General features: G+C 39.6%; 11 protein-coding genes. 9 read left to right on the top strand and 2 right to left on the bottom strand.

What is annotated here, in order from left to right:
- Positions 1 to 64: 64 nt before the first annotated feature.
- The 4 genes from AC1Z3T_RS01145 (at position 65) to aguA (ending at position 5,685) form a co-directional block, all read left to right on the top strand.
- The gene (locus tag AC1Z3T_RS01145; protein WP_100885583.1) at positions 65 to 1,465 is read left to right on the top strand and encodes an aminotransferase; all 1,401 of its coding nucleotides are present in this window, start codon (positions 65 to 67) and stop codon (positions 1,463 to 1,465) included.
- A gap of 190 nt (positions 1,466 to 1,655) precedes the next feature.
- Positions 1,656 to 3,071: an aldehyde dehydrogenase family protein gene (locus tag AC1Z3T_RS01150; RefSeq protein WP_199995413.1), complete on the top strand. Its 1,416-nt coding sequence runs from the start codon at positions 1,656 to 1,658 to the stop codon at positions 3,069 to 3,071.
- A 103-nt stretch (positions 3,072 to 3,174) separates the two neighbouring features.
- The gene (locus AC1Z3T_RS01155; RefSeq protein WP_100885581.1) at positions 3,175 to 4,503 is read left to right on the top strand and encodes an APC family permease; all 1,329 of its coding nucleotides are present in this window, start codon (positions 3,175 to 3,177) and stop codon (positions 4,501 to 4,503) included.
- A 96-nt stretch (positions 4,504 to 4,599) separates the two neighbouring features.
- On the top strand, positions 4,600 to 5,685 hold the full coding sequence (aguA, locus tag AC1Z3T_RS01160; RefSeq protein WP_100885580.1) for an agmatine deiminase: 1,086 nt from the start codon (positions 4,600 to 4,602) through the stop codon (positions 5,683 to 5,685).
- A 100-nt stretch (positions 5,686 to 5,785) separates the two neighbouring features.
- Here the strand turns inward: aguA and AC1Z3T_RS01165 are convergent, their stop codons facing one another.
- Both AC1Z3T_RS01165 and AC1Z3T_RS01170 read right to left on the bottom strand, forming a co-directional pair.
- Positions 5,786 to 6,802, bottom strand: a complete 1,017-nt coding sequence (locus tag AC1Z3T_RS01165; RefSeq protein ID WP_100885579.1) for an ABC transporter substrate-binding protein — start codon at positions 6,800 to 6,802, stop codon at positions 5,786 to 5,788.
- 3 nt (positions 6,803 to 6,805) lie between these two features.
- On the bottom strand, positions 6,806 to 7,393 hold the full coding sequence (locus AC1Z3T_RS01170) for an ANTAR domain-containing response regulator (protein WP_100885578.1): 588 nt from the start codon (positions 7,391 to 7,393) through the stop codon (positions 6,806 to 6,808).
- A gap of 450 nt (positions 7,394 to 7,843) precedes the next feature.
- Between AC1Z3T_RS01170 and AC1Z3T_RS01175 the strand changes: the two genes are divergently transcribed.
- The 5 genes from AC1Z3T_RS01175 (at position 7,844) to mobA (ending at position 17,085) form a co-directional block, all read left to right on the top strand.
- Complete coding sequence (locus AC1Z3T_RS01175; protein WP_100885577.1) at positions 7,844 to 9,223, top strand: MFS transporter; 1,380 nt, start codon at positions 7,844 to 7,846, stop codon at positions 9,221 to 9,223.
- A 46-nt stretch (positions 9,224 to 9,269) separates the two neighbouring features.
- Positions 9,270 to 11,816: a nitrite reductase large subunit NirB gene (gene nirB, locus AC1Z3T_RS01180; protein ID WP_100885576.1), complete on the top strand. Its 2,547-nt coding sequence runs from the start codon at positions 9,270 to 9,272 to the stop codon at positions 11,814 to 11,816.
- A gap of 17 nt (positions 11,817 to 11,833) precedes the next feature.
- Positions 11,834 to 13,459, top strand: a complete 1,626-nt coding sequence (gene nirD, locus AC1Z3T_RS01185) for a nitrite reductase small subunit NirD (protein ID WP_042085932.1) — start codon at positions 11,834 to 11,836, stop codon at positions 13,457 to 13,459.
- Between the two features lie 198 nt (positions 13,460 to 13,657).
- Positions 13,658 to 16,450: a molybdopterin-dependent oxidoreductase gene (locus tag AC1Z3T_RS01190; RefSeq protein ID WP_483396438.1), complete on the top strand. Its 2,793-nt coding sequence runs from the start codon at positions 13,658 to 13,660 to the stop codon at positions 16,448 to 16,450.
- Positions 16,447 to 17,085 (top strand): molybdenum cofactor guanylyltransferase, encoded by a 639-nt coding sequence (gene mobA, locus AC1Z3T_RS01195; protein ID WP_100885574.1) that lies wholly within the window; start codon positions 16,447 to 16,449, stop codon positions 17,083 to 17,085. The genes AC1Z3T_RS01190 and mobA overlap by 4 nt, the downstream gene beginning before the upstream one ends.
- Positions 17,086 to 17,229: the final 144 nt, after the last annotated feature.

A 17,229-nucleotide genomic window follows, 5' to 3' on the forward strand; every position in this document is an offset into this window, starting at 1 on the left:
ACGCAAAATGTAAGAAATACAGGATTTTAAAACGAAGTATTTTGATGAAAAAGGATAGATCATTATGAACTCTAAATTACCCGTTGCAATCGATATTCAAGAGATTTGGCAAAAAGATAAAGATCATGTGATTCACCCATGGACAGATTTTTCGACCTTTCAAGATGAAGGTTCTTTAATCATGTCTAAAGGTGAGAATGCTTATGTATATGACGCTCATGGTAATAAATACCTTGATGGTATAGGTGGATTATGGTGTGTCAATATTGGCTATGGTCGAAAAGAAATTGCAGATGCGGTTGCCGAACAAATCATGCAATTGCCTTACTATTCACCATTCGGTCATCAAACCACAGTACCCGCTGCAAAACTTGCCGCAAAGTTGGCTGAGTTGGCACCTGGAAATTTAAATCATGTCTTTTACGGCTGTGGTGGTTCAGTCGCAAATGATACGGCGGTGCGTTTAATTCACCATTATTTTTATCAAATTGGCAAACCTTCTAAGAAAAAATTGATTACTCGTAAAGATGCTTATCATGGCAGTACTTATATCAGTATGACACTTACTGGAATCGAAGCAGACCACGTTGGATTCGAAATTCATAATGAACTGGTTCATCACGTTTCCTGCCCAAATCCATACCGCAAACCAGAATCACAGTCGATGGAAGATTTTTGTGATGAAAAAGTCAAAGAATTAGAAGATACAATTTTAGCATTGGGTCCAGATAATGTCGCAGCTTTCTTTGCTGAACCTATTATGGGAGCAGGGGGAGTAATTGTCCCGCCAGAAGGTTACCACGTTAAAACTTTGGCGATTTGTAAAAAATATAATGTTTTATATGTCTCGGATGAAGTGGTTACTGGATTTGGTCGTCTAGGTCATATGTTTGCTTCTAAAGCCGTTTTTGGCATTGTCCCAGATATTATTACCTGTGCAAAAGGTTTGTCTTCAGGATATTTGCCTTTAGGCGCGACAATTATTTCAGATGAAATTTATGATGCGATAAGTAAACCACATCATGATGGAGGATTATTGACGCACGGTTTTACTTACTCAGGGCATCCTGTCAGTTGTGCAGCTGCGCTTAAAAATATTGAAATTATTGAAAATGAAAATATTTGTGAACATGTCCAAGATATGGGCTGCTACTTCGAAGAACAATTGAAGACTTTAGATGATCTAGAAATTGTAGGAGAAGTACGTGGTAAAAAATTCATGATGTGCATAGAAAATTTACGTGATAAGCAAACTAAAGAACTATTTGATCGTTCTGTAGGTGTGGGTAAGCGTATTGCCAATCATTGTCAAAAACTCGGTTTAATTGTACGTCCTGTGGGACATATGAATGTCTTATCACCGCCATTAATTTTAACACGCGAACAAGTTGATTTTATTGTGCAAACTCTACGACGAGCAATTCAAAATACGATTCAGGAATTAAAGTCTGAAGGCTATTTATAAATATATCGTTGTTTTTCAATTTTATTGGTCGATCAACCTGTCCAAAGTGAATGTTGATCGCCCAATGTGAACATACTAAAGAAGTAGAGCGGAAAACGTAAAAATAACAACTAATTGAATGATTTATAGTTTTTAAAAAATACCAAAAAGTGAATGCCTAAAAGTGTATCGAAAAATGGAGAGTCAGCAGATGCAGAATTATATTAATGGAAGGTGGCAAAACACCACAGGAACATCAGAAATTGAACTGATCAATCCCTGCAATGAACAAGTGCTAATGCGCTATTTCACTGCTTCGACACAAGATGTAGATGCTGCTGTATTAGCCGCTCATCAAGCGTTCCATAGTTGGAGTTTGACTACACCTTTAGAAAGAGCAGATTGGTTAAACAAAATTGCGAACCAACTTGAAAAAGTACAATCTAAATTGATTGAACTTTCACATTTAAACAACGGTAAGTCATCTGAACAGGCACGAGTTGATGTTGAAAACAGTATTCATTGCTATCGCTATTATGCAGATTTAGTTCAAAAAATAGCATTTAGCCAAATTAAGCAGTGTGAAGATGGGACTGAATTGATCCATCAAAAAAATCCAATCGGAGTTGTTGCACTCATCACACCATGGAATTTTCCTTTAATTACCAGTGCATGGAAAATTGCGCCTGCACTTGCTGCTGGTTGTACTTTGGTTTTTAAGCCATCTGAGCTTGTTCCTTTACCTGAATATGAATTCACAAAGATGCTAGATGAAATCCAGTTTCCACAAGGTGTCTTTAACTTAATTTTAGCTGATGCGGTTGCTGCACAACATTTAGTTGCCCATGATGAAGTTAATAAAGTCTCGTTCACTGGAAGTACAGAAGTTGGGATACATGTTATGCAGGCAGCCGCTCGATCAGTCAAACGTGTCACTTTAGAGCTTGGGGGAAAATCACCCATTTTAATTTTACATGATGCAGATTTGGATGAAGCAGTAGATAAAGCATTAGGCGGGATGTTTTATAACAGTGGTCAAATGTGTTCAGCTACTTCGCGTTTATTGGTACATCAGTCGATTGCAGATCGCTTTTATCAAAAGTTCAAAGCAGCTGTTGAATCCATGACTCTAGGCGCTGATCTCGTTGGACCTTTGAGTATGGGACCAATCACCACGCAGAAACAATTGAACAAGATACAAGAGTATTTAATGATTGCGCAAAATGAAAAACTGCAATCTTTAATTGATTTGAATCAAATTCAGTTGCCGAAATTAGGCTTTTTTATCAAACCTCATGTATTTATCGATGTGCCTACAGAAAGCAGACTTTGGAAAGAAGAAATTTTTGGACCCGTAATCTGTTGTCGAACTTTCGAAAGTGAAGAGGAGGCAATCAACTTAGCCAATGATTCAGATTTTGGTTTGGCTGCGACCATTATAACGGGTTCAGTTGCGCACGGTAAAACGCTTGCCAAGCGACTACGTTCAGGTCACATCTGGATTAATTCTTTTCAAATGATTCAACCCAACTCGTTATGGGGTGGATTCAAAAAAAGTGGTATTGGTCGAGAACTTGGAGAGTCTGGTCTCAGCGGTTATTTAGAAGAAAATGTGATCACAATTTAGTTTTTTAACACGTACCTGATTGAGAAAAGGACTTCTCTTTCAAGTACTCGATAGTCAATAAAAATCTACAAAAAGTATTTGCACGAATACAGGAGAAATATGCATGGAAAGCGATAATAATCATAGAGGGCTTTCACTTTGGCAAGTCGTTGTGATCGGTGTGGCCTATATGGCACCCGCAACAGTATTTGATACCTTTGGTATCATTTCAAGAGTCACTGAAGGTCGTGTACCTTTAGCTTATATGTTGGCATTGATCGCAATGTTGTTAACGGCTTTTAGTTATGCCCGTTTTAGTCGGTCTTCGCCAAAATCAGGTTCAGCCTACACTTATACCACTGAAACTTGTGGTAAGACGGCAGGTTTCTTTGTAGGGTGGTGCTCACTCATCGATTATCTATTGATTCCCCTCGTCAATGTTTTATTGGCATCATTTTATCTCAATGCCTTGATACCAGACGTATCTTACACGGGATGGGTCATCATCATGGTGGGACTTCTCACCTTGATTAATAGCTTTCGCATTAATATTCTTGCGAATTTCAGTTTTGTATTCATTGCTGCAACACTTTCAATGATGTTGGTTTTTATCTTTTTGGTTGTAACTGGGATTGGCAAATCAGAGGGGTATAGCAGTGTGATGACTTTAAGACCGCTTTTTAATGGTCATTCTGAATACCTGACCATACTGACCGGTGTTTCTTTGGTGTGTTTTTCTTATTTAGGTTTTGATGCGGTATCTACGTTGGCACATGAGAGCAAGAACCCAACCAAGACGATTCCTAGAGCAATTATGCTCACCACGTTATTGGGTGGTGTTATTTTTATTACAGTTTCATGGTTTGTTCAATTGTCATTTCCATCACTTGAGCAATTTAAAAAGCCAGATGAAGCATTACCTGAAATTGCTTTGTATGTGGGTGGTGTACTCTTTCAGTCAGTATTATTGACAGTACAAATTATGAATGCCTTTGCTTCAGGTTTGGCATCGCATGCCAGTGCTTCACGTTTGCTCTATATCATGGGGCGAGATGGAGTATTCAATAAAAGGATATTTGGTTCGGTAAATGCAAAATTAGGTACACCACTATATTCAATATTTTTTGTGGGTATTGTTTCTTTATTGGCGATTGTTATTGATTTAGCAACAGCTGTTAGCCTAGTGAGTTTTGGTGCCTTAATCGCTTTTACCATGGTGAACTTTTCAGTATTTATGAAGTTTTTTGTACTTCGTAAAGAGCGCGCAGGATTTAAAAACATTTTCTTGAACTTATTACTTCCTATGGCTTCAGTGTTGTCATTATTAGGGTTGTGGTTGCATTTAGAAAAATCTGCGTTGGAATTTGGTGCAATGTGGTTAGCTGTAGGAGCTTTATTATTGCTTTATAAAAAGTTGAGAAAGCAACCGATTTCTTTTGGGGCAACCACCTAAAATACTTAAACTCAAAACTTTGAAAGATTTAAAAATGAAAATTGAATTAGATGAATCATTATTTCTAAGGATGAAATTGTCGTGGATAAACAGAATATGGAACACAAAATAAATACACCGACTCAAGATGGTTTTCATATGCCAGGCGAATGGGACACTCAAGAAGCTGTATGGATGATTTGGCCATACCGTACAGATAATTGGCGTGCAAATGCTCAACCTGCGCAACATGCTTTTTCCCATGTTGCGAAAGCAATTGCTCAAACAACGCCAGTTTTTATGGCAGTTCCAAGGGCTGAAATGGATAAAGCACGTGACCTCCTAACAGATCAGGTGGTGCTTGTTGAGATGGAGAGTGATGATGCATGGGCACGTGATATTGGTCCGACAATTGTGAAAAACATACAAGGTGAAAGGAAAGCAATTGACTGGGTATTTAATGCTTGGGGAGGAGAAAATGGAGGGTTATATTGCCCTTGGGATCGAGACCAGTTAATTGCAAGAAAAATTGCTGATATACATGGTTTTTCCACATATCCAACGCCTTTAGTGCTTGAAGGTGGTGCAATTCATGTTGATGGGGAGGGCACACTTTTGACTACAGCAGAATGTTTGTTACATCCAAATAGAAATCCTCATCTTAGCCAACATGAAATTGAGAAAATATTGACAGAATGTTTAGGTGTGACCCATTTTATCTGGCTACCTTTAGGTGTTTATAATGATGAAACGGATGGGCATGTCGATAATATGTGCTGTTTTGTTCGTCCTGGAGAAGTTGCTTTACATTGGACAGATGATATAAATGATCCGCAATATCTTCGTTCAGTTGCAGCATTAGAGGTGCTTAAAAATACCAAAGATGCTCAAGGAAGAAGCTTAAAAGTTTGGAAATTACCAGCACCCGGTCCACTCTATACTTATGAAAGTGAAACGATTGATATCGAAAAGGGAAATGCAATTGAACGTTTTGAAGGAAATCGTTTGGCTGGTTCTTATGTGAATTACTTGATAAGTAATCAACAGATTATTTTCCCGTTACTCGACCATAGGACTGATGAACAAGCGAAAGTGTTATTTCAAAAGATGTATCCTGACTATCTCATTACTGGTGTTCCTGCACGAGAAATTTTATTAGGTGGAGGAAATATTCACTGTATTACCCAACAGATTCCAGCTTAAAACTTATTGGAACAGCTATATCATTTTCTGATATAGCTGTTATTTCAGCATATAAATTTATAGTTAAAAACGACTTCGTTGTAGCGGTAATTCTATACATTCAATTAATAATATTTTTAGATGAAGTATTACTTTCTTTTCCTACACATTGAACAGCAATTGCTTTAATTTGTGATTGATCCAATTTTAAATTTTCCCACGCACACATCTGTTGCAATATCCATTCAAAATCTTCAGCTTTGGGTGCATCTTGCATTCCAAAAGATCGAATAATATTTTGAATCTTATAAAAGGCTTGGGTATGAATCAAATCAGAACAATTAAAACGTATAATTTCACTGTGTTCTAACATTTGCCAGACTTGTTGAAGGGATTCAAGTGATCTCAAGTCTTGTTGTGCTTGTTGAATGGCAACTTCAAGTGCATGTAACGTATGAGGATGTGTTTGTGCCCATTCTTGCGTCGTTGCTAAAACTTTGTCTGCAACTTCAGGAATAATTTGCTTGCTTTCCGCAATGACCAGACCATGACCTTGAATTTGTGCTTGAATATTCCAAGGCTCACCAACACAAAAGCCATCAATCAGTTGAGTTGAAATGGCATCAACCATATAAGGTGGGGGGAGTGTTAACAATTGATGTGTTTTTGCAGTGTCTAAATCTGCCAAAGCTAACCATTCTCTTAAGCAATAGTGGTGAATAGACTGTTTAAATACATGCGCCAATTTGATTTGATGACCTTGTTTGATTGAGTCAACAATTTTGCTTGCGGACTGTTGTGGTGTGTCTTGAGCAGAGATGTCTAAATCATAACAGAGCTTTTGACTGAGACTGATAAATGCGCGATTAGTGCTGAGTACTAATGTGCTTTGTAAAGGAATTCCCAATTGATCATTGCCTGTAGCAGCGGCTGGAAGCATTGCCGATAAACAATGTGCTGCATCTAAAAGACCAAAAGCCAAACGGTCACGCAGACTTGCCCAAGATGGCTCTTTGACCAATGTGACATTTAAACCTTGCGCCGTGAAATAGCCTTGATGCTGTGCCCAAAGGATTGCAGTACAGTCCAATAATGGGATATAACCTAATTGAATATTAGTTTTTTCAAGTGTTTGCATAGGTTATTCCTTAAATTGTGATTGAAGCAAAGCCTGTGCTTCAATTAATTTTCGCGCCATTTCGCCCATTGTCATACGATGACTCATGGCATTTTTACGCAATAAACTGAATGCTTTTTCCTCTTCGATTTGATGCATGTGCATCAACATCACTTTAGCTTTTTCAATGTCTTTACGGTCTGCAAGTTTGCATTTGGTCTCATTTAAATCTTTGAGCAATTTTTTGTGTTTTTTAAATTGTTCGATTGATATCTCTAAAATACTTTCTAATTTTTCAGGATCGATTCCATCCACGATGTAGGCAGTTACACCTGCTTCAATGGCACTTTTTATGGTGTCTTTTTGCGAATTTTTGGTAAATAAAACAGTCGGTAAATCAAACTGACTGACGCAACTTTCGATGATGTCACGATGAGGATGATCCATATCGAGCAAAATTATATCAGCATGTAACTGTTGTAAGTCTGTACTATTTAAATGGTCAATCATTAGGCAAGCAACAACCTCGAAGCCATGTTCGATTAACGATGATCTGATAAAAGATGCGCGTTCTATATCATCATCAATGAGTGCAATTTTTAATTTTGACATGCAACGACTTGAGTGTGTCTAGACATAAAGATTCACTCAATGATAAGCAATTAAGATGCCAAATCTTTTACAGCACTCTGACTTGTTTATGGATGATGGATTGGTTTGTGGATGATGAATTGGAAAAAGGGAAAAATAAAATGCACTCTATTGAAGCAAATTGCATTCTAAACATGCATGTGCAATGAATATAAAGGGGAGATCAGTGTTTAGGTCTTTATATTTTAATTCTGAAGTCATGATTATTTTTATTTAATAAAACCTAAAGGAATTAAATTAAATTTAAAAACAGTGGTTTAAAAATATTGGCACGAACTATGCTTATATCTGAGCAAGTCAAAGAAGACTTTCAAAATTTGTAAGACGGCCAACGACGTCCGTTCTGATCGTTACTGATATGCCTTGTGCATAGCAGCAACTTGTATGCGTTCAGTTCAGGAGATCGAAGCTATGTCTTCAAATTTAGATGCTAAAAAAGCAACAAAAATTAATCTGTTTAGTTTCAGCAGCGCAGCAATGCGAGCCTTCCATATGAGTTGGCTCGCTTTTTTTGTCTGTTTTTTTGCATGGTTTGCCTGTGCACCTTTAATGCCTGTGATTGCGGGTGAATTTCATTTAACCAAAGATCAAATCGCCAATATCAATATTGCTGCTGTTGCCATCACTATTTTAGTCCGTCTGATCGTTGGACCCTTATGTGATAAATACGGTCCACGTAAAACATATACGGCATTGTTGATTATCGGCAGTATTCCAGTTTTTGGTGTAGCTTCTGCAAATAGTTATGAGTCCTTTTTATTCTTTCGATTATTGATTGGTGCAATAGGTGCCAGTTTTGTCATCACGCAATACCACACCAGTATCATGTTTGCCCCAAATGTCGTAGGTACAGCAAATGCAACAACTGCAGGTTGGGGAAATGCAGGTGGTGGTGCAACTCAAGCATTGATGCCGTTGATGCTCGCTGCATTGGTCATGTTTGGTGTAGAGCAAGCGATGGGGTGGAGAGTTGCACTGGTTGTACCGGGTGTGCTGATGCTGATTGTTGGGGCGATGTACTGGAAGTTCACGCAAGATGCACCACAAGGGAATTTTAAAGAACTCCGTGCACAAGGGCTACAGGTTGGCAGTGATAAGAAAGGCGGTATGGCGATTTTAATACATGCTGCAAAAAACTATCGAGTGTGGATCTTATTTGGTGCTTATGCAGCATGCTTTGGGATAGAAATTTTCATTCATAACATTGTCGCAATGTATTACGTAGACCATTTTAAATTTGGTTTAAAAGAAGCAGGAATGGTGGCAGGTATTTTTGGTTTATTGGCACTCTTTGCACGTGCTTTCGGTGGCATTGTTTCAGACAAAGTTGCGACCAAGAAAGGTTTAGACGGGCGTACGAAAGTGCTGTTCGCCATGATCTTGATGGAAGGTGTTTTTCTCATCGTGTTTTCACAAATGAATACAGCGATATTAGCGATCCTTGCAATGACAGTATTTGCTTTATTTACCCATATGGCTTGTGGTGCAACTTATGCGCTGGTGCCATTTATTGATCGTGATGCATTGGGTGGTGTTGCTGGAATCATTGGCGCTGGTGGAAATGTGGGCGCAGTCGCAGCGGGTTTTTTATTAAAAGGTATGTTGGATATTCAAACCACATTGATGGTATTGGGCGGTTTAGTGGTGATCGCTGCGAGTTGTGTGTTGATGATTCGCTTCTCAGTTGAACATAAAGAGAAAGAGCAAAAGTTATTTGAAGCCGCTGTACTTGAACGCAATAGCATGGAACAAAATGCGACCACAAGTATTAAACACAACAGTGCGGCTTAATTGAGTCACAAATAACAAAAGCAAAAGTGAATTGAGGAGAATGAAGATGAAACTTGTCATGATTGGTCATGGAATGGTTGGACACAAATTTATTGAATCTGTGTTGGAACATGCGGGTGATGAAATTGAAATTACGATTTTGGCAGAAGAACCACGCCTCGCTTATGATCGGGTGCATTTAACAGAATATTTCACTGGAAAATCAGCAAAAGATTTAACCCTTTGTCGCACAGACTTTGCTGATGCTTATGGCATAGATCTTCGTTTAAGTACCAAAGCCATCGCAATTGATACAGTTAATAAACGTATCACCACCAATCAGGGAGATGTCATTGCCTATGATAAATTGGTACTTGCCACAGGTTCTTATGCATTTGTCCCACCTATTCCGGGAAATGAACGCGAAAACTGTTTTGTCTATCGAACCATTGATGACTTGGATGCAATTCGAGCAGCGAGTTTAAATGCCAAATCAGGTGTTGTTATTGGTGGTGGTTTGCTTGGTCTTGAAGCAGCAAAAGCTTTAAGAGATTTAGACCTTGAAACGCATGTGGTTGAGTTTGCACCTCGTCTCATGGCTGTTCAAATTGATGATTTAGGCGGTAAGGTTTTACGGGCAAAAATCGAAAATCTGGGTGTAAAAGTACATACCCAAAAAGCCACTTCTGCGATTGAAGCAGGTCAAAACAGCACGCACTTGATGAAATTTGGTGATGGCTCTGAACTTGAAACAGACATTATTTTATTCTCAGCAGGAATTCGCCCACGTGACGAATTAGCCCGTCAAAGTGGTTTGGTCTTGGGAGAGCGTGGCGGTATTGTGATCAATGACTATTGCCAAAGTTCCGATCCGGACATTTATGCGATTGGTGAATGTGCATTATGGAATAACAAAATTTATGGTTTGGTTGCGCCTGGTTATGATATGGCACGTATTGCAGCCAAACACGTGATGCAACAAAGTTGTGGTGCCTTTGCTGGCGCAGACATGAGCACCAAGTTAAAACTGATGGGAGTAGATGTTGCATCCGTAGGCGATGCGCATGCCATGACACCGAGTGCTTTAAGCTACTTCTATGCAGATGAAGATGCGATGGTTTATAAAAAAATCGTCGTCAATGCTGAGAAAACACAATTATTAGGTGCAGTACTGGTGGGCTGCGCCAAAGAATATAATGATTTATTGCAAATGATGCTGAATGGCTTGTCTGTTCCAGAAAATCCAGAAAGCTTAATCATGCCGGGATATGCTCAGTCTGCTGCGAAAGCAGGCGGGAGTGGAGTCGATCTATTGCCTGATAGTGCCACTATTTGTTCGTGTAATAACGTATCTAAGGCAGATATATGTCAAGCAATCGCTGATGGATCGACTTCATTAGGTGCGTTGAAAAAATGCACCAAAGCTGCAACGGCATGTGGTGGCTGCGCACCTTTAGTTACACAAGTTTTAAAATCAGAGTTACAGCGTCAAGGCGTCACAGTCAATAACCATCTTTGTGAGCATTTTGCTTACTCCCGTCAAGAGCTGTATCACTTGGTTCGGGTCAATGAAATTAAAAGCTTTGATGATTTGATTCAACAGTATGGACATGGTTTGGGCTGTGATATTTGTAAACCAACAGTCGCCAATATTTTAGCCTCATGCTGGAATGATTTTGTATTGAAAGCAAATCATGCTGGACTGCAAGACAGCAATGACTATTATCTGGGAAATATCCAAAAAGACGGCTCTTATTCTGTCGTACCACGTATGGCGGGTGGTGAAGTAACGCCAGATGGTTTAATTGCGATTGGTCAAATTGCTAAAGAATATGGTTTATATACCAAACTTACAGGTGGACAACGTGTTGATATGTTTGGTGCGCAAGTCCATCAATTACCTGAAATTTGGCAAAAACTAATTGATGCAGGTTTTGAGTCTGGACATGCCTATGGAAAGTCATTACGAACAGTAAAGTCATGTGTAGGCAGTACATGGTGCCGCTATGGTGTCGATGATTCTGTAGGTTTAGCAATTTTTCTTGAGAACCGCTACAAAGGCTTACGTTCACCACATAAATTAAAAATGGCGGTTTCAGGCTGTACTCGTGAATGTGCAGAAGCACAAAGTAAAGATGTGGGAGTGATTGCAACTGAAAAGGGTTGGAATCTCTATGTCTGTGGAAATGGTGGAATGAAACCACGCCATGCCGAATTACTGGCTTCAGATTTAGATACGCAAACTTTAATTCAATACATTGACCGATTTTTTATGTTCTATATCCAAACAGCCGATCGTTTACAACGTACTTCAGTGTGGCGTGACAATATGGAAGGTGGTTTGGATTATCTAAAAGATGTGGTGATACATGATTCTTTAGGCATCGCGACAGAATTAGAGCGCCGTATGAGCCATGTGGTTGGAACTTATCAAGATGAATGGCGCACTGCAATTGAAGATCCTGAAGTTCGTAAGCGTTTTGTGACATTTATCAATGCCAAGTCGCAACAACAACAAGACCCACATATCCAATTTGCAGAGGTTCGTGGACAAATTCGCCCTAAAACCCAAGCGGAACGAGATCTTAGTCGTATTGCTGTAGTTGAAGCTTAAAGATAAGGGAGAGTCTCATGACAATTTTAAAAGAAATGAATGAATTAGATTGGTTGGATATTTGTGCTTTGGACGATATCACACCGAATACTGGTGTTGGTGCTTTGTTGAATGAGCAACAAGTGGCAATTTTTCGTGTAGGGAATGAAAAGCGAGTATATGCGCTCAGTAATCAAGACCCATTTAGCCAAGCATTTGTAATGTCACGTGGAATTATTGGAGATCTTCAAGGTGAGCGTGTCGTAGCTTCACCCATCTACAAGCAACATTTTAGTCTCGCCACAGGACGTTGTTTAGAAGACAAAGACCAAAAGTTGTTGGTCTTCCCAAGCAAGATTGAAGATGGTCGAGTCTGGATTAGCCCAACGCCACAAAAAACCTATATCACTAACAATGGCATGACTCAGGAAAAAATGAAGCTGGTTTTGATTGGCAACGGTTTAGCAGGGATGCGTTGCTTAGAAGATCTGTTGGATATGGCACCTGAGCGCTACGAGGTCACGGTGATTGGTGAAGAACCATGGGGGAACTATAACCGAATTATGCTGTCACCTGTTTTATCGGGAGATAAAACGATAGAAGACATCATGTTACACCCACATGCATGGTATGCCGATAAAAATATTCGTTTCATCGCAGGTGATCCAGCCGTGCGTATAGATCGCCCTCGTAAGCAGATCTACACCCAAAAAGGTTTAATGGTGGATTATGATCGTTTGATTTTGGCCACAGGTTCTAAACCATTTATCCCACCTGTTCAAGGTTCTGATCTCAAAGGAGTATTGAGTTTTCGTGACATTTATGATGTCAACAAGATGCTTGAATATTGTCAGTCCAAACGCAATGCAGTGGTGATTGGTGGTGGCTTATTGGGCTTGGAAGCTGCTTATGGATTAAAACAACGTGGCATGAATGTCACAGTTTTACACTTGATGGATCGTATTATGGACCGTCAATTGGATGCCAAAGCCAGTCAAATGTTGCAAACGGCAATCGAACAAAAAGGTATTTCAATTATCACGCAAGCCAATACAGAAGAGCTGTTGGGTGAAGATGGTCATGTCAGTCAAGTGCGCTTAAAGGATGGCACGATATTGGCTGCTGATTTGGTTATTTTTGCCGTTGGTATTCGTCCAAATATGGCTTTAGCACAAAGTGCAGGATTACGTTGCAATCGCGGTGTGTTGGTCAATGACACCATGCAAACCTATGACCCGAGTATTTATGCTGTGGGTGAGTGTATTGAACATCGCCAGCAAACCTTTGGTTTGGTTGAACCACTATGGGGGCAAGCCTTTATCTGTGCATCACATTTGGCAGAGCATGGCAGTTTAACTTTTAAAGCACCCACTGTTCCAACTCAACTTAAAGTCAGTGGTTGTGATGTTTTCTCCGCTGGACGTATTGATATCGAAAATAGCCAAGAGAATGAGGGCTTTGAAGATATTGTGTTGAATGATGAAAAACGACAAATCTATAAACGCATTATTATTCAAAATGACCATGTTGTGGGTGCGGTGTTATTTGGAGATACAGAAGACGGTGCATGGTATGCAGAGTTGATTGCTGATCAAACTCCGATTTCTGCAATTCGCAATAAGTTGCTATTTGGTCGAGATTTTGCATTGAAAAAAGCAGGCTAATTTTATTCATGATTTTGTCCCACCCACGCTGTATATGGCGCAGCTCAAGTGTTGTTTAAGACAATTACAGCATTTAACTTCTCTGATTTTGAATACTTCGTTATGAACGAATGTTATTGATCCAGTCTAGTTATAGCGTGGGAATGAAAACCTCTAAAAATTGTTAACTCCATGCACAAGATAAGGAGCACCGCAGAAATGAATAGTATCCCTGTCGTGGAACTGCATAGCTCTACAGAAACTAACATCAAAACCACCCACACTACATGTCCTTATTGCGGTGTAGGGTGCGGTGTGAGTGCAACAGTTGAAAAGACTGCATTTGGGCAAAAGCTGTCTGTTGCAGGAGATATTGATCATCCATCCAATTATGGAAAACTTTGTATCAAAGGAAGTAACCTCGCTGATACAGTTGGTTTGGAAACACGTGTTTTACACCCCATGCTTGGAAGTAAAACAGAACGTCAAGAGAGTGACTGGGATACTGCAACTGATTTGATTGCAGATAAATTTCAACATTATATCCAACAATATGGGTCCGAAAGTATTGCATTTTATGTCTCTGGGCAGTTATTGACTGAAGACTATTATGTGGTCAATAAATTTGTTAAAGGTTATTTGGGAACAGCCAACATCGACACCAACTCAAGGTTATGCATGTCTTCGGCGGTTGCGGCACATAAACGTGCTTTTGGTGAAGACTTAGTACCTGCCAGTTATGAGGATTTTGAACATACAAACATGGTGGTGTTGGTTGGGTCAAATACGGCATGGTGTCATCCTGTGTTGTATCAACGAATCATGCAAGCTAAAGAGCGTAGACAACAGCAACAAGATGATTTATTTGTGGTGGTCATTGATCCACGGTTTACCGCAACATGCGAAGCAGCTGACTTACATCTACCAATTAAAATTGGACAAGATGTCGCACTGTTTAATGGGTTACTCCAATATTTATATCAACATAACTATACCGATACCGAATTTGTAAATGCCCATACACAAGGGTTGAACGAAGCATTACAAAGCGCTGAAACGGAATCAAGCTTAGAAAATGTTGCGAGAAAAACAGCAATTTCACAGGAAAAATTACAGTTATTTTTTGAAAAATTTGCACACACAGAAAAAGTGATGACGCTTTTTTCAATGGGGGTTAATCAATCCTCTCGAGGTGTGGACAAAGCCAATAGCATCATTAATTGTCATCTGTTGACTGGAAAAATTGGAAAGTTAGGTGCAGCGCCATTTTCGATGACGGGGCAACCCAATGCCATGGGCGGACGTGAGGTGGGGGGGCTTGCCAATATGTTGGCAGCACATCTGGATTTGGAGAATCCTCATCATCAACAATTGGTTCAAACATTTTGGAACAGTCCAACGATTGCTCAACAGGTGGGTTTAAAAGCAGTAGATTTATTTGAGGCAGTTGAACAAGGGAAAATTAAAGCCATTTGGATTATGGCGACCAATCCAGTGGTGAGTTTACCCAATGCAGATCAGGTTAAACGTGCTTTAACTCAATGTGAGTTTGTGGTGGTATCCGATATATGTAAAGACACCGACACTACAGCATTTGCGGATGTGCTTTTACCCGCTTTGGGGTGGGGAGAAAAAGATGGAACAGTGACCAATTCTGAACGGCGTATTTCAAGACAACGGGCTTTTTTAGTAGCACCTGAACAGGCAAAAGCAGATTGGTGGTCTGTGTCGCAAGTAGCAAAAAAATTGGGTTTCTCAGGTTTTGATTTTGAAAATAGCCATGAAATTTTTAAAGAACATGCACAGTTATCCGCTTATCAAAACCAAAGACTGTCATCTCGTTCAGAGACTGACACATTTCGATATTTTAATTTGGCAGGTTTAACTGGACTTTCATTTAAGCAATATCAATCGCTTGCACCAGTACAGTGGCCTATTTTGGATTCGGAACATCAGCAGGATGTTGCTCAATTATTTTCATCTGGGCAATTCAGCCATAACAATACACATGCCAAATTTATTGCCACAACAGCGATTGATCCAGTACATTCAACGACACATGAATATCCTTTAATTCTCAATACAGGACGGATTCGTGATCAGTGGCATACCATGACTCGCACGGGTCTTTCTGCAAATTTGTCTAGCCATAAGGCAGAACCTTTTTGTGAAATCCACCCTAATGATGCACTGAAATATGGAGTGAAGGACGCTGAACTAGTTGAGATCAAATCCGCATGGGGCTTATGTGTTTTAAGAGCGGTACTGAGTGATAACATTCGCCGTGGACAAATTTTTGCGCCAATCCACTGGAATGATCAGTTTGCATCAGATGCGCGGATTGGAAAAGTGGTCAACCCAGTTGTTGATGCGATCTCAGGAGAGCCTGAATTCAAGCACACTCCAGTGATGATTCAACCATTCTATACACAATGGCAAGGCGTGTTTTATGTACGAGTGGGTTATGAACATCTGGTTCAAAACAGTATCGAAAGTACAGTTTGGTGGACCAAAATTAAAACCACTCAGGCGATACGTTATGAATTGGCGGATCGGCGTCGTTTTGAACAAATTACCCAGCATTTAAAGCAGCTTTTACCTTTTCAAGATGAAAGCTTTGAATGGCTGAATTTAGAAGATCAAACCGCACATATCAGTCATAGTGTGGTGTTAAAAGATGGTCGCCTGATTGCGAGTTTATATATCGCACCAAAAGCTTTATTACCTGATCGGGACTGGGTTGCCAGTTTATTTAAGCGGGAACGACTCAGCGCAATGCACCGAAAAGCACTTTTGGCAGGACAAGCCATGTCGATAGCAAACAGTGATGGTCCACTGGTTTGTAGTTGTTTTAAAGTGGGTAAAAATCGAATTATTGCCACCATTAAAGAAAAAAGCATCCAACATGAAAAACAAGTAACTGCCTGCCTAAAAGCAGGTGGTAACTGTGGTTCCTGTCTACCTGAGATACGTGGACTGATTAAAGCCTGTCAAGCGGAGGCGATAGAATGAAAAAAAAAAGTGCAATAACAACAAAGTTGTCGACATACCCTCAAACTGATTTGGTGATCCTTGCGGGTGGTCAAGCAAGACGTATGAATGGAATAAATAAGCTTTTGCAAAAGTTTGATGATCAAATTCAGTTACTAAAAATCCATCAACAACTGAAACATCAAGTTGCACAAGTCTGGGTCAACAGTCATCGTGATTATTCGATTTATCAAAAACTTATTCCCAATATTTATTGCTATCAAGATGATGAAAGAGGCTTTTTAGGGCCTCTCATGGGAATGAAAAGTGCGTGGTCTTATGTGAAATCTGACTATGTGTTGTTTGTGCCCTGCGATGTGACATTTGTTCCAGTTCAGGTAGTTGAGAAATTACATCGGGCTTTAGCACGTGTCCCGTTGGCAGAGGTGGCTTATGTTGAGATCAATGGCAAAGCGTTATATCCATTCTGTCTGTTAAAGCGCAGTTCATTCGCCATGATACGCACTCATTTTGATCAGGGACAGCGCAGTTTAAAACAGTGTTTTAGTGATTTGCACGCTCAAAAGGCAGCTTTTGAAAATCATGCACTTTTTTTTCACAGTATTAATTCTTTAGATGAGCTGCAGCAATATCGCCAGTTAAAACTGTTGTATTAAAAAATAGATTATTTTTTAAATCATTAGGTTAGTTGTTGGTAAAAAACAACAACAGTGGTTTTATTTTAAGTTCGCTTCGCAATGATTAAAGTTGGAACACTTTTTGCAATTTTAAGCTTAAGAAAATAGCGCAAATTTCAAGTT

The organism is Acinetobacter sp. B-6, from assembly GCF_056930735.1.

What these genes read in the sequence shown, in the direction of transcription:
- AC1Z3T_RS01145 (WP_100885583.1), top strand. Translation starts at nt 65, where the DNA reads ATGAACTCTAAATTACCCGTTGCAATCGATATTCAAGAGATTTGGCAA.
- AC1Z3T_RS01150 (WP_199995413.1), top strand. Translation starts at nt 1,656, where the DNA reads ATGCAGAATTATATTAATGGAAGGTGGCAAAACACCACAGGAACATCA.
- AC1Z3T_RS01155 (WP_100885581.1), top strand. Translation starts at nt 3,175, where the DNA reads ATGGAAAGCGATAATAATCATAGAGGGCTTTCACTTTGGCAAGTCGTT.
- aguA (WP_100885580.1), top strand. Translation starts at nt 4,600, where the DNA reads ATGGAACACAAAATAAATACACCGACTCAAGATGGTTTTCATATGCCA.
- AC1Z3T_RS01165 (WP_100885579.1), bottom strand. Translation starts at nt 6,802, where the DNA reads ATGCAAACACTTGAAAAAACTAATATTCAATTAGGTTATATCCCATTA.
- AC1Z3T_RS01170 (WP_100885578.1), bottom strand. Translation starts at nt 7,393, where the DNA reads ATGTCAAAATTAAAAATTGCACTCATTGATGATGATATAGAACGCGCA.
- AC1Z3T_RS01175 (WP_100885577.1), top strand. Translation starts at nt 7,844, where the DNA reads ATGTCTTCAAATTTAGATGCTAAAAAAGCAACAAAAATTAATCTGTTT.
- nirB (WP_100885576.1), top strand. Translation starts at nt 9,270, where the DNA reads ATGAAACTTGTCATGATTGGTCATGGAATGGTTGGACACAAATTTATT.
- nirD (WP_042085932.1), top strand. Translation starts at nt 11,834, where the DNA reads ATGACAATTTTAAAAGAAATGAATGAATTAGATTGGTTGGATATTTGT.
- AC1Z3T_RS01190 (WP_483396438.1), top strand. Translation starts at nt 13,658, where the DNA reads ATGAATAGTATCCCTGTCGTGGAACTGCATAGCTCTACAGAAACTAAC.
- mobA (WP_100885574.1), top strand. Translation starts at nt 16,447, where the DNA reads ATGAAAAAAAAAAGTGCAATAACAACAAAGTTGTCGACATACCCTCAA.